Below are 16,806 nucleotides of genomic sequence, written 5' to 3' on the forward strand. Positions count from 1 at the left end.
TTGGATTTTAACATTCTTGAAAAATTAACTTTTTACTTGAATTTATAGCACTAAAAATTTTTTTACCATATATATATATATATATATATAAGAGAGTATAATTTTATTCTATGAATTTATTGTGTGTTTTTTTTGTTATACAATTTTTATACAGTCAATATATATAAAAATAACAAAAACTACAAAATTAAATAAGTAAAATATAAAGGAAGAAATTATGACTAACAAAAGAAAAGGAATAATTTTTGTTTCATCTGCTGCAGTTGCTGCTACAACTGTCACAGGACTAACAATAGGAATTTTATATGATCGCAAACAAGCAAGTGATCAATATAAAACCTTATATAATAAAACTTTAAATGATATAAAAAGGGTAAACATCTCTGATGAAACTAAGAGGCTGCTTTTTGCAGATTTATCTAAATTACCAACTACATATAAGACCCCAAGACAATTTGAATATCTTGCAGAAATAAATAAGAAAATCACCGATGCAGCAGTTAATTCAGTAAATAACAAGTTAAATGAACTTGTGAATTTTGATTCTAAGGTTACTACTTTTACCAATCTTGATGATTTGATTACATTCAACGATGCTCTTGATAAATTACTTGAATTCGATAAATTACTTCCAAAACTTAATGATTCTAAGGATAAGGATGAACTTATTGCTCAGGCTGCACAAGCAACCAAACCAGAGCAAGTAGAACCTTTAATTGATCGTCTTAAAGAATTAATTGATAAACAAGCAAAAGAGTTAGCAAAACTAAAAGAAAGTGTTGATGCTAAGATTGCTAAACTTCCAGCAGTAATACAAGATAACTTTTTAGATTTACGTGCTAGAGCAGGGGATGATAAAGAAAAATTACGTGAGTTATCTACTTTATTAGATAAAACTCAGTTAGTTGCTGATAAAGCAAAAGAAATTCAAAATATCTATCAAAGAGATGATGTATATCAAGATATGACTACATTAGCTCCAGGTGATGAACTACCTGGTGGACAACTTGATACCATTAACAAAAAAGTAGATGAAATCTTAAATTCAGAAGAAAATCGTGATTTAGAAGACTTAAGAAAGCAAGTACATGAGTTAAATAATGCTCTTGATGATGAAGCTGCTAAAAAAGATTTTTCAGATAAAATTGATAAAGCTGGAAACATCCCTGAACTTGTTGAGATTCAAAAACAAATTGAAGATAAACTTAGAGCAATTTCTGGGGTTGAAGGATTGTTAAATTCTAAAAAGAAAATTTTAAAAGACAGAGTTAACAAATCAAATTTACCTGAAATTATTAAACAAAGATATCTCGATGATATCGATAATGCTAACCTTTTATCAGATTTAGATAACATCGAAACTGAATTAAAAGGTGTTTTAGCAATTGAAGATGCTAGAAATGCTGCACGTGCTCAAATTGAAGCACTGAATAATCCACCTAGAAATGAACTTTTAAACGAACTTAATAATGCTAATACCTTAGAAGATATTAATAAGGTAGGACAAAAAGCACTTGATTTGTTAAATGTTGCTAAAAAAGAAGCCAGAACCAAAATTCGTTTACTAGATGGTGATTATGATAATAAAAACCGTTTAGATGTTGCACTTGTTGATGCTAAAACCCAAAAAGATGTAGTTGATTTAGAATTAGAAGCAGAACGTATTTTCCAAAAAATTAAAGATAATACCCAAGATGATATTAATAAAATCGATCCTAATGGTGAATTTAGTCAATTTAAAAAAGAACTACAAAGCAAACTTACTGATTTAAATAATAATCCTAATGCTATAGCAAAAGACTATTTAGACTTATCTAAAAAAGCAAACACCGTTGATAACTATGAAGAAGCTAAAAAGCGTGCTAATGAATACTACAATAAATTAGATGATGAAAACAAAGCCAAAATTACTAAAGAATATAACACTATAAATTCAGCACAATTCGATCCTGAAAAACTTTTTGATCCTAATGATAAAACCACTAATCAAGCCTTTAAAGCAGTTTTAGATGCTAAGGAAAAAATTGAAGATATTTATAACTTCCAAGAAAACAAAAAAATAGCACAAGCCGGAATCGATCAAATTGAAAATACTACTAAAAAAGCAGAATTTAAAGATCGTTTATTAAAAGTAACTAACAATGCTGAATTAGCAGGATTAATTTCAGATATTAAAAACTACCACAAACTTGAATCAGATAATAAACTTACCAACGGACAACTTGAATATATTATTAATAAATACATCAAAGATCCTAAGAAGAAAGCAGAATTATTAAATAACCTTAAAAATGCTACAAGTGATTCAAACGGAAAGACAATTGATAATCAAAATACCATTTTTGATAATCTTTCTAAAATCCGTAATGAAATTACTAATAGTATTGATGCACAAAACCAACTTGATTCACAAAAAGAACAAATTGGTGCTTTAATCGACCGAATTAGCGATCCTGCTAAAAAACTTGCTTTTCGTGATAAATTAGTTGATGTCAACGATCCAAATGCTGCAAACGATTTATTAGGTTCGATTGATAATCAAATTAAATTACAAAACGAACAATCACATTTAAGCAACCTAGCTGATAATATCATTGATCCAAAAACAAAACAAGAGTTTTTAAACAAAATAAATTCACTACCTGATGCTGCTGCTGGTGCTGCTTTAGCAGAGCAAATTAATAAATCCTTAGCAGACCAAGATGCAGCACTAGCGACTGCCAAAACTGCTGCTAAAGATAAATTAGGTTTATTATCGAATGCTAATCCAAAAAAACTAGATTTATATAACCAACTTTCTAATGCTAAAACACCACAAGAAATTAAAACTATTTCTGATCAAGTTGATTCATATATTAACGAACTTAAAGATCAAGCTAAAAAGGCTATTGCTCGCACCGAAGGTGGATTAACTGAATATAACGGAGATTTAAAGCAAAATTTAGAATCTTCTTTTGGTGCATCACAAGTTGAAGCCGCTATCCAAAATGTTATCGATCAAGCTAACAAAGCATTCTCAGATGTTCATGATAAAGTTATTGATACATTAGATGGAGATGGAAGCACAGCAAATCCTGGTCTTAAAGATACTGACAAAAAAGCTAAATATGCACAAGATATCATTAATTCAAATACCATTAAAGACTTAAATAATGTTTTAGATAAAATTAATAAATCTATTGCATATGAGCACGCTCATGATGCTGCTGATGCACAACTACAAAATGTACAAGATCCACAAAAAGCTGCTGAATTAGCTAAGGAACTAGAAGCAACTAAAGCAAATGAAGATACTCCAGGTGCAAATGCAATTTTAGATAAAATTAACCAACAAATAGAATCTGAACACAATGAAATTGCTAATTTAGTAGCACAAACTAAAGAACAAATCAAGAAATTATATAAACCAGAAAATATCGACTTATTCAATAAACGTGCAAATAAACCTGACTTAGGTTTATTAGATGCTCGTGATATGCTTAAAACCATCAAAAATACCATTGCTTTAGAACAAGATGAATTAGCTAACAAAAAAACACAAGCTCGTAAAGATACACAAGCTCGTTTATTAGCAGGCCCAAAACTTGATGAATTTAAAGAAAAAATCCAAGCTGCGCAATCTCAAGTAGCTGTTGATGGTGTTATCAAAGAAGTTGATGCATATTTACAATCTTTAAAAGATGATGCAAAATCACAAGCATTAAAACTTAACGACAACGAAGGTCTTATCCGTGATATTGATGCTGCAACAACACAAGCAGCTATTGCTGCAGCTAAACAAACCGCAATTACTCGTTTAAACGATGCTAAAGCACAAGTATCGAATCGAATCGATGATGTAATTAATGTTGTTGCTGCCGATAATAAAGCATTAAAAGACGCATTAGTTGCTGCTGATAATCAAACACAAATTAATCAAGTAAATAATGACATTGATGCTAAGTTAGCTGCTTATAATGCTGATACTAAAGCCGATGTAGCCCGTTTGAATAACCCTGATGCTGATCACATCATAACTTCCGAACACTGAACTACCCAATCCATTTCAAAACAACAACGTGATCGTGTTTCAGATAAAATAAATTCTAGACTTTCAGAATATGATGCTACCCTCGCTAAATTAGTCGGTGATAATACAATGCATAAAAAATATGCTGATATTAAAACTGCTATGGATACATCAAAAGTTAAAGAACAACAAATTCTTGACTATATTTCTGAAATGAATGCTGCTTTTGAAGGACAAAAACAAAATGATTTAGGATTACTTTCATCCGTTACAAACAACGAACAAAAAAGTGTCTTGAATCAAATGGTTAATACTGCAGCAACCATTCAAGATTTAAACGATGCTAAAACTGCAATCCAATTACAAATTCATAAAGAAGCAGTTTTAGCAACCTTAGATTCTAAAAAACTTTTCCCTGAACAAAAGACTTCATTTAATGTATCTATCAATGGAGCACAAAGCGAAGATGCATTGAATCAAGTAATCAAGGACTTGGAAGTCAAGGATGTATATAACCGTGCTTTACAACCACAAATTAATGCTGCAACTGCTGCTAATAAAAATATCGACTTGGATGAATCAAAAGCAACCAAAGATGAATATGCACAATTAATCAATGATGCTCGAAGCAACGAGGATGTTGCTGCTGTTATGGCTAAAATCAAAGCATTCCTAGATGCTAAAAAGGCTGAAGCAAAAACTCAAGTTGATAAACTTACTGGTAGACAATCTAGAGAAACCGAGCAAGGTAATCTTGATAGCACCCAAAGTGAAAGTGGATATAAACAAATTAAAGATGCAGCTGCTAAAATCTTCTCAGATGAACAAGCTGATTTAAAAAAACTATTAAATGGATATACATATACTGATAATAATCAAAAAGTTCAAAGTGTAACAGGGGTAAGTGATCAAAGTTTTAAAGATGCTGCATTAAAAGCAATTGATAATGCTGCTAATATGGGAGAGTTAGATGCAGAACGCATTAAAATCAATAATCAAAAGACTCGTGAAGGTATTCAAAAATTAATTGATACAATTCAAGAAAGTACTGATAAAGCAAAACTGCAAAATGATTTAAATCAAGCTCAAAATGCAGAAAGTTTACAAAATGTCGAAACTAATGTTAATAGTAAACTTACAGATCAAAGTAATCAAGTTACTGCTTTAAAAGCGCAAGTTAAAGAAAAATTAAATGTTTTAAATAGTTCTAATAGTGTAAGAACCGAAATTGAAAAAACTATTGATAACCAAACTCAAATCTCTAAACTAAAAGAGGATTCACAAAAAATTGATACTGAACTAAAACGCATTCGCGATGAAGTACAAAAAGAAATTACCCAAAAGATTCAACCTACTAATCGAAATAATGAAAACCCAGGTCATCTTAATAAGTATAACGAACTTCAAGAACAAGTTAAAAATGCTCGAACTGATGAAGATTTATTAAGAATTAAAAATACTATTATCCCAGATTACCTTAAATCAGTTGTTGCACAATATAAAAGTAAAATCGATAGCAGTTTAGATGCAACCGATGCAAAAGAATTTGATACAAAACTGCAAACAGCTGAAAAATTTGTTCCTACTGCAGCAACTCAAGGTTCTGGGGGTTCACAAAGTGGTTCAACAAAACCTGGAAGTGGGTCTACCAGTCCAACTACCCCTGCTAACAAAGATTTATCTACTGTCAACCAAATTGATGATGTTCTAAAACAAGCCCAAGATAAATTAAAACAAAATGCAGAAACCCTTAACAATAAAGTTGAAGATGCTAGCAAAAAAGCAGAATTTACCAAAGAATTAAATGATGCATATAATCAAACTAATACCGGTTCAGTATTTGTTAATAAACTTGAAAAGATTAAAGAAGTTTATGACAAGATTCAAACACAAAGACAACTTGAAGAAACTAACTTAAAAAATCTGAAAGCACAAATTACTAACCAAATTAATGCATCACTTAATGATTCTGCTAAATCTGCTAAAAAGACTGAATTAGAAAATGAATTAAAATCAGCAGATACATCTGCTAAAGCAAATGATGTTAAAACAAAAGTAGAAAAAGAAATTACCGATGCTAAAACTACAGCAACTGCTGTAATTGAAAAATTAAAAGGTAATAACAGATACGATAATTTAAAACAAAGACTTGACCAAAGTAATGATTTAAATAACATCAATACCATCCAAGCTGAAGCAAACAAAGTTTTAAATGACTATAAAAATGAAGTTACTGCTGCGATTAATCAAGTTGAAGATAATTCTACTAAAACCACATTAACAAGTGAAGTAAATGATACCAGCAAACAAACATATACTGAATTATCTAACATCAAAAACAAAGCACAAATCAAATACAAACAAGAACAAATTACTAAAGAAATTAATCAATTATGAAACAAAGATAATTACCAAAATCAAGTTAACGCCACCGATGTTACCTTAGATAAATTAAACAACATCGAATCGCAAGTTCAAGCCGCTAAACGCAATCAAGATACTCAATTAGCTCAAGCTAAAACCGAGGCTAAACAATATATTGATAAAGCAAGCAAAGCAAATCAATATAATAACGAGCTACAAAATGCTACTACCTTAGATGCTGTTAAAACTGTTAAAGATAAAGCGATTAAAGATGTTGAAACTGCTAAGAATGCTGCATTAGCTGAACTAAATAAACTACAAGGTTCTCCAGATTATAATACCTATAATCAACTTATCAACGATACATCTAAAACAGAAAGTGCTTTAAATCAACTTAAAACTAATGTTGAACAAAAAATATCACAAGCTCGCACTGATGCTGAAAATGCTATTAATGCTACATCTGCATCTAATAAAGCAGAATTAATTAAAGAATTAAAGGATGCATCTAAAACAGATACATATGCAAAAATTAAATCACTTGAATATGCTGCTAAGGTTCAAGAAAAAGCTGACCCAATTAAAACAAGTATTTCAAGCATTTTATCAAGAGACCAAAGTCCATATACTACTCGATTAACTAGCATCACTTCTACTCATCCGACATCTGAAGCAGATATGAATCAGAAACTTAATGAACTTAATCAATTATCTGCTGATGTAACTACAAAAAATCGCGAACAAACCGTTGCAATCCAGTCTGCTTTACAAGCATTTAACCAACAAGTAGAAAAAATCGATGTATCGACTGATAAAAAGAATGAATTTAAAAACCAAGCAGGAAGCAGTGATCCACAAACTATTAAAGATGCTGAAAATAAAGTTACTGAATATCTAAATTCTAAACAACAAGAAATTAATAATTTACTAAATAAATTTATTCCAGTGAATGAGAACGGAGCTAACCGTAAGCAATTTGAAAATGATTTAAAAGGTGCTCACAAAGAATCTGAATATAATGCTTTAAAAGCAAAAATTGAAGCTAAATTTAACGATATTAAAGCAAAAGCTGAAGTTGCAAACAAAATCTTTGGTAATGAAAAAGATTCAGAATTTAATACTGCTAAAACAACCGATACCGAAAAAGCATATACAGATTTTACTAACAAAATAAACCAAGAATTTAACAACCTTAAGAACCAAACCAAAGCTTCTTTGGATGGTATCACTAATACTTCTGAAAAAGCAAAATTACAACAACAAATTGATTCAGCACCTACTAAAGCAAAAATCGAAGAAATCAAAACTCAGATACAACTGCAAAAAGACAAAGAATCTGCACTAAACGAAGCAAATAAACTTTCAGATTCTAATGTTCAAAAACAAACTATTATTAATGCTATAAATAATGCTACTACATCTGCTGATGTAAATAATCAAAAAACTGCTGCAACAAATGCTTTAAAAACTATTAAAGATAAAGCAACTAATGATTTAAGTAAAATTACTGGTGACGTAGCACATGTGCAAGCGCAACAAAACTTACAAAATGCTACTACCGAAGATCAAATTAAAGCTGTTGAAAACACTATCGCAACAACAATTGCAAATAAGAAAAACGAAGTTCAAAACGAAATCAATCAACTTGCTTCAAATCCTTCAAGTCTTTCTACAACTGGTAAAGACACCATTAGTGATTTAAATAATTTAAAGAAACAAGTTATTGAAGAAGCAAAAAAACAAGCAAAAAATGAAGTAGATAAAATTGCTACAAATAATTCAGAAAAAACTAAGTTAGAATCACAACTTAATAATGTTGCATCAGTTGCACAAGCTAATGAAATCAAAAAGCAAGCTGTTGCTCAACAAAATCATGACCAAGCACTTGCTAGTGCTAAAAATAATGCTTTACAAATAGTTAATAAATTAGCAGATACAAATAACAAAAAGAATGAATTAAAAAATGCAATAAATGCAGCAACTGATCCTTCCGTCGCACAAGCAAAGGGTCAAGAAGCACAAACTATTTTAAATAATCTAAATAATGAATTCACCAAAACTAAAAACCGTTTTGATGCTAATTCAACAGATTCAGTGTTTGTAGCAAACCAACATCCTGCTGATAATGAAAAAGCAATTACTGATGCAACTACTGCTTTAAAAAACGAATTAGCAAAAATTAAGGATAACGCATCTGCTGCTGTTGAGAAGTTAAAAGTTAATACAAGCGCAACAAATGATTCTTCTGAAAATAACGATTATAATCAATTAAAAGAAGCACTTAATAAATATATTACCAATAATCAAATTAATGATCAAGCAACCGAAAGTGCTTTAAATAACATCATTAATCAAGTAAATCAAAAACTTAATAATAAAAAATCAGCTGTAAAAACCCAAGTTGATGCACTAACACAATCGCAAGAAAAAACCAATTTAGAAAATCAACTTAAACAAAGTGATTTAACTAAAGATACCTTAGTAGATATTGAAAATAAAGCCAAAAGACAAAAACAAGTTGATGATACTATTGCATATATTAATAATAAAAAATTAAATTCTGATGGGGTTAATAACCAAAGTATTATCCCTGATACTGATAAAAATAACTTTATTAATCGAGCAAAGCAACCAAACGCAAATCTTGAGCAAATAAAGCAAGAAGTTGATAATAAATTTAATGAAATTAAAAATTCTTTAAAAGCTGCTAAGGATGCTGCAAAAGTAGAAATAAATAAACTTCCTGTCTCACAAAGAACTAATTATCAAGTTGATTCGCTTACAAAAATAGATGATGTTAATGCTAAAAAAACACAAGCAGAGTCTGCTTTAAATACTATTCGTAATGATGTACAAACTGAAATTAATAAACTTGGTAGTTCACAAAAATCTTATTTAGAAAGCAAAAAGAATCAAGAAAAAAACGACGGACAAAAATTATTAGATCTTAAAGAAGAAGCAAAACGAATTAAAACCAAATCAGATGAAGTTGGCTCTTATATCGATTCACAATTTGCAAATAATAATGCTCAAAAAACTTACTTTAAAAATCAAGTAAATTCAACAAAAGGAGATAACGAAACAAAACTAGATTCATTAAAAGCAAAAATTACTAAGGTTGCTGCTAAGGTTACTGATGTACAAAATACATTAAATTCAGCTGGATTGCAACATAATGAAGTATCACAATTTACTACTGAACTAGGTAATGCACATGATGAAAGTACATTAGATACTTTAAAAAACAAAATCTTAGTTGCTAAGGCTAAAAATGATGCTTTAAATGAAATAAATAAATTAGATAATAATCAAAAATCAACCTTACAGAGTGAATTGACAAATAATAGTACCCAAAGCATTGATTCATATAATACAATCAAAAATAAAGCAGTACAACTTAAAAAAGATATCGATGCAGCTCAAAGTGAAATTAATAAATTACAATCTGGTAACCAAACTGATTTAAAAACTAAATTATCAAATGCCAAGGATTCATCAACTGCAACAAAAATTAAAAATGATGCAATTACTTTAAAACAACAAGTTGATGCTGCTAAATCACAAATTGATACTATTTTAAACGACAGCAAATATGCATCTAAGAAAAATGACTTAATTAACAATTCATTATATAATGCAACTGATAAAAATAGTATAGATTCTGCTGTTAATGAAGCTAAAAAGTATAAACGTGGTGAAGAAATAAAAGAACTTAAAAATCAAATATCTGGATTGATAAATCGCCTAAGTGATCAAAGTAAGAAAAATGATTTTACCAATAATAACAATGCAGTAAATAATCACGATTATACCAATGAATCAACTTATAATAGTGATACATCTACTTTAAATAATTTAAAAGCAGAAGTTTCAAATTATTTAAATCAAAAGAAAACTGAAGCACAAAATCAACTTAACCGTCTTAGTTCAACTGGTGCTACCAAAGTATCTAACTATGATTCGTTGAAGAATTTAGTTAATTCAAATAATACCACCGAAAGCCAATACCAAAAAGTAGTTACTGATGTAATTTCAGAAATTCAAAAACTTAAAGATGATGCTTTAAAAGAAATTAATAAACTACCAAAAGAAATTATTCAATCAAATAATTTAATGGATGGATTAGATGCTACTAATGTAACACAACAAACAATCGAAAATAAAAAGGCTTTAGCAATAGCTCAACAAAAAAATAAGGATAATATTGCAAATACCATCATCAAACGTCTCGATGGAATCGATGAACAAAGTAAAAGCAAATTAGCAGATGAATTATCAAAAGCTAAAACTGATATAGAAAAGCAAGATATCATTGATAAAGCACAAGCATCATATACTAATACCATTAATGATATTAAAGATGCTTTGGGAATATCTGAGATTAATCAACAAGGTAGTGGTGAAACTAAAGATCAAACATATAAAAATATCCTACAAATTGATGATGCTAAGAAAAAAGAAATTGAAAAAGCAATATCTGATGGAGATAGTGCTAAGTTAGCAGAGATAAAAAAAGAAATTGATGCTAAGAAAAAAGAAATCGCTGATAAAACCAAAGCAGAAGAACAAAAAAGATATAATGATGCTGTAAGCAAATCACAAAAAGCATTTAATGATCATGGATTATTAGGTTCTAATAGTGGATATTCTAATATTTATACAGATGAACTAAAAAATCTTGCTGAAAGTTTAAATAAAAAGCGAGAATCAATAATAAAAGATAATACTTTATCGCAAGATGAAAAAATCACTAAATTAACAGACATTGAAAAACAAGCTAATGCTATATTCATGGGTATAAAAGATCGTTTATCTCACGACTTAGAGGTAATTAAAACAAAAGATCCATCATTTTATAATAACAACAAAAAATATATCGATTCTTTTAATAGTATTAGAGATATCGATTATTCAACATTTAGATATCAAGCGATCATCCGTAAATACAATGAATCACAATTTAATGATCAAAAACAACAAATTCAAAATCTAAGAAATCAACTTAAAAACATCATCGCTCCTTTAGATGGTGATGCAATGTATTCACAACTACTTACACAAGCAGATTCTACCACAGATAACTCATTAGTCTCTAAATTCCAAAATATAGTTAAGGATAGACTTGAAAAATTAAAAAAAGAAGCACTTGAGGCAGTTACTGCAAAACTTGGTGATGCAACAGCAGCTAATAATAATAATAATAAGCGCTCTGATTGAAACAACCGTATCAATAACAGTTCTACTAATACTTATAAAGCATTTAAAGCAATTATGGATGAAATTGATAAATATTCACCAAATTCACAAACTGATGCATATGTTGGTGAACAAGGTGATCACGATGCTAATGTTGCTAACGGTAATTTCTTTGATACCAAATCAAATCCATTATTCGGATGACAACAATTTAGATTACCAGATAATGTACAAACACAACTTTCGAATGCAATTGCAAACTCAACTGGTGATGCAAAAATTGCTGCACAAAAGAAATTCTTAAATTCTTTATTTGACTACCGTTCATTCCAAGTCTTTAAGGAATATCTATTAAACAACTTCTTTAAAGTAAATCCACAACCACTTACTGCTGATATTACTTTTGATGTAAGTAAAAAAATCAAAGAGTGAGCACCTACCCAAATATCTGGTTTAGAAACAGGTGATTCACATATCGGAAGTTACTACAAAGAACTTGCTTTAAAATGATATCGCTATGTAACTAGCCCGCAACCTGGTAAGGAAACTACAAATCAACCACAAGTTACTTTATTTACCAAAGAACAAGCAAACTTCATGATTGGAGAAGTTATGAACCCACGTGCTAAGAAGTTTGCTCGTAATGTTATTGTAGAATCAAAACGACTTACCTTTAATCAAAAAGTTAAATATTTAGACTTATTGGCTAAATCCGTTTCTAGAAATGACATCTTAACAGTATTGAAAAAAGTAAATGCAGATGATCCAACCTTACCAACATCAATTTCACCAAACTACTCTGCTTCACATTATTGAAAATATGATGATACCGACTGAATTAGAAACAATATCCCTGGTTCAAAACTTGATCCAGCTTGACCACAACTTTATAGTATTGACACAAGTTATGGTGGAGTATATATGAACTTTGATAAAATTAAATAGGATTATAAAACTAATGCAATTTGCGTTAGTTTTATTTAAATCTGATTTAGAAAAATTTTTGTTTTGTTTGTTTTGGTATGATATAATAAAAATAATGGATAAAAAGCAAGAAATAAAATTTATTGATTTATTTGCTGGTATAGGTGGATTTCGACTTGGTTTAGAAAGTAATATAACCAAGTGTGTTTTTGCTTGCGAAATTGATGCACATGCAGCAACAATGTATCAAGCAAATTTTGGTGATGATCCTAGTTGCGATATTAGCAATCTGGATGCTAAGAATATTCCAGATTTTGATATCCTATGTGCTGGGTTTCCTTGTCAAGCATTTTCGATATCAGGAAAGCAAAAAGGATTCAACGATGCAATTCGTGGAACCTTATTTTTTGATATCATTAGAATCTTAAGGGAAAAGAAACCAAAAGCATTCATCTTAGAAAATGTTGCTAATTTATTAAAACACGATAAGGGAAATACCTTCTTTATTATGCAAAAAACATTAACTGAATTAGGATATACTGTTTCATACAAAGTTCTAAATGCAAAAGATTTTGGTGTCGCTCAAAATCGAGCAAGAATCGTAATTGTAGGAAACAACCAAGGGAAAGTGTTTGATTTTGATAAAATCAAAATCAATCCAGTTAGTTCAATGAAAGAATTTTTGGATAAAGATGCTAACGAATATCTAAATCAAAATGAATACACATTATTAGATCAATCACAAATAAAAATACAAAAATCTGGATTAATTTTTATCGGGTATCGAAATAAAAAGATTCGTAATAAAGGTATCGATAAAGAAACCTTGCATCTATCAAGAGTGCATAAACAAGTGAATCGGATTTATTCTTCAAGAGGACTAGTTCCAACAATCACATCGCAAGAAAAAAGTGGAAGATACTTTATTCATAATAACAATAAAGTCAGAAAATTAACATTAAATGAGTGTTATAAGCTGATGGGTTTTCCTGATTACTTTAAGAAAATCGGGTCAACTTCAAAATTATATGAAAGAATCGGCAATAGTGTTTGTGTACCGATGATAAGGCAAATTGCTAATGAAATGATACATCAGTTTTGAAATAATAGGGAGAATATGGATATAACAACATTTTTAGAAAATATTTATAAAGAGTCTTTGACTTTAACATCAGTTGACAAAACAAATTTAAATAATAAACAAAAACATAATATTCAAATAATTGTTGATCATGAAGAAGGTTATAAAGGGGTTTTTACAGTTTTAGTTACTTCCTTAGTCTATAAAATTCTACATCCACACCAAGACATTAGATTACATCAAGCAAATATGAAAAATGGATATAGTGGAAGAAGTTTTGATGCAAAATATATTACACCTTTTTTAAAACAAAAACAGTTTTTAGGTGCAATGAAGGAATCAGGATGAACAACTAGAACCTTAGAACAAAATTTCGCTTATAATTTAGATTATCCAGGTAAAATAAGTAACATAGATATCAAGAATGCATTTTTAAGTATTTTATATGATGTGCAAGAATTAAATATTGATCCCCGGTTATATTTAAAATCTCTGTTTGCATTAAGTATTAAACAAAAAGAGATAAAATCTGTGAATATTTTAAATCCCTTTGCTAATAAGACACAAATAACAATTGATGATATTATTAATCTTTTAAATCGACATTTTTATTACAATTATAAATCACGCGGTGCATCAATTCTACCTGTTATTGCTTTATATAGCATCTATCAATGTATCCTAAAAGAAAATCATAGATATAAAGACAAAATTTTAAATCCACTTAGTTCGCACTACAGTAGTGATAAAAGTTCCAAGAATGTTGCTGATATAATCATCAAAAATAAGGATGGTTCACTATTTGAAGCAATTGAAGTTAAATTTAATATAAAAGCTAATGATATATTACTTGCCGATTCATACATAAAGTTTAAAAACACTAGTATCCAAAGATTTTATTTGCTTTCTACGGTAAAGCAAGATGAAACAGAAAGAATTAATCAACTTATCAATAAAATCAAACTTGAACACGGTTGTCAAGTAGTTGTAAATGGTGTATTAGAATCGATAAAGTATTATCTAAGACTTTTGCATAATACTGAAAATTTCATCGAAAATTATATTAACAATATGAAAGAAAACAACGAGATAAATTCTGAGCATAAAATTGCTTGAAATCATATAATTAATGATTTTAAAAATACATAAATATGTTTAACAACAAAAGGAGTATAATATTATAATACTTCGAGAAAGGATGATATGAAATATTTTAAGTCAAACTTATTAAAATATATATTAGCTATCTCTCTTTCTTCTATCGGTTCTGAAGCATTTAAACTTAGTAGTTCATTATATATCTTTAAATTTACTGGTGATTTTTGAATCGTGTCTCTACTTTATATTCTAATGCAACTTCCTGCCTTAATTATTTATTTATTTGCTAATAAAATTATAAAATTTTTAAAAGATAAAAATGCTTTATTTTTGGTAGATATTTTAAGTGCTATAACACTTATCATTCCCTTTGTTGCTTTCTTTTTTATATTCAAAAATGCACATACACCTTGATTTTCTTACTTATTACTTTCTATTAATATATTAATTTCCTTAATTCACTCATATCGATTTATTCATCTAAAAAATATTGTATATCATTATGCGAGTTCACAAAAAGAGTTAAGAAACATTAATACTGGATTTTCGATAGCTATTTCACTTGGAATATTCATATCACCAATACTTTCTTTATTTTTTGTGTATCTGGAATTTTATTTATTAATACTATTCAACATATCTACTTATTTAATTTCTGGATTTCTTTATATTTCAAGTAAACCTAGCGAAAAAGCTTATGAATTTGTAAAAACAAACACTGATGTAAATATAAAACCGATATGATATAAATGGGTTTATATCATATCAATATCAATTTTTATTGGAATATTTTTATATCCAAAGAATTCAGGCTTAATTCCTTTCTTTAAGTATACTAATTTTGATTATTCACAATGGATGTTTTATTTAACAATACTAATGTCTGGAGTTGCTTTTGTAACAGGACTAATCCTTATAATTCTTAATAATAAAAATGTCAAAATAAATATCAATACCAGTTGGCTAATTTTGATAATGACTTTAATTAATCTAAGTTGATTTTTTGTAGATTTATCATCTTCGAAATTTATATCTACTATTTACTATATTATCATAAATGTAATTCAACAATTTCTTTTTAGTATTATGCTTCCGAATTATTATGATGAAACATATAAACTGTTTTCAAAGAAATATTATCAAAAACAAAATAGTTATTCAATGTTAGCAAGATTATTAATCCCATCTATCATAACTATTTTTATTACATTAACTCTTAAATCTACAAATTATTTTTATGCATACTTAATTTATTCAATTTTTATTTTAGGATTATCGTTTTTTATATTGCTAACAAATATCAAAATTTATAAATATAATCTGCTAAATTATTATAATACAGACGAATCTCTTCGGGATTACTCAATAACTGCTCAACAAGGTTTATGAACATCTGAACAAATGGTTTTATATAAATATTTTCCAAAAACTTCTGCTAATTTAAGAATTTTAGACATCGGGTGCGGATTAGGTAGAACTACATTTGAATTATCTAAAAGATATCCAAATGCAAAAATTTACGGTATTGATATAAATAAGAAATTCATCTCAATGTTGAAAACTTATAATAATAAAGTAGGACAAAAAGATTAACAATTAATTCTGTTAATCTTTTTGTTTTATTAATAGGATTAACCAACACCCCTAGGGGTGTCCGCGCCCAAAAATATTAAAGAAAGGAAAGCAATGTCAAGGCATTTTAAGAAGGAAGAATTTGATAAAATTTTTGAAATTTATTCAAGTGAAGGAACCGAAAAAGCTTTATATTTTATGAAAGAAATCGAGCCAAAATTAATCTTTATTAAATCAACAAGTTTAAGAAATAGATTGAAAAAAATTGTTTCATATTATAATTTAAATATGGAAAATCAATTATTAACCAAAAGTGGTTCACAAAGAAAACCAGGTTCTGGAAGACCGAAGAAAGACAAGAAATCTAAGGTTCCAAATTTTGAAAAATTTACCAGACAAGATCTAATAATTATCGCAACTCGATATTATGAAATAGCAGAAAAAATGGATAAGAATCAAAAGAAAAACGAGACTCAGCAATTAGAAGACTTATCACAAACTAAGACAGCAGAAATATTAGATGCAACTAGACAAACTATCTCAAAATGAAAAACAAATTCAA

4 protein-coding genes are annotated in these 16,806 nt (G+C 28.6%); all 4 read left to right on the forward strand.

Going from position 1 to position 16,806, the window contains the following annotated elements; all coding sequences use genetic code 4:
- Window positions 1-217: 217 nt before the first annotated feature.
- Window positions 218-12,514, forward strand: a complete 12,297-nt coding sequence (locus ACXYRN_RS00515; RefSeq protein ID WP_458607270.1) for a hypothetical protein — start codon at window positions 218-220, stop codon at window positions 12,512-12,514.
- A 94-nt stretch (window positions 12,515-12,608) separates the two neighbouring features.
- Complete coding sequence (locus tag ACXYRN_RS00520; RefSeq protein WP_458607271.1) at window positions 12,609-14,723, forward strand: DNA cytosine methyltransferase; 2,115 nt, start codon at window positions 12,609-12,611, stop codon at window positions 14,721-14,723.
- Window positions 14,724-14,777: 54 nt separating this feature from the next.
- Window positions 14,778-16,265, forward strand: a complete 1,488-nt coding sequence (locus ACXYRN_RS00525; protein WP_458607272.1) for a methyltransferase domain-containing protein — start codon at window positions 14,778-14,780, stop codon at window positions 16,263-16,265.
- Window positions 16,266-16,358: 93 nt separating this feature from the next.
- Window positions 16,359-16,806 (forward strand): hypothetical protein (locus ACXYRN_RS00530; protein ID WP_458607273.1); only part of this gene is annotated, 448 nt, incomplete at its 3' end.

The organism is Mycoplasma sp. 4423, assembly GCF_054353855.1.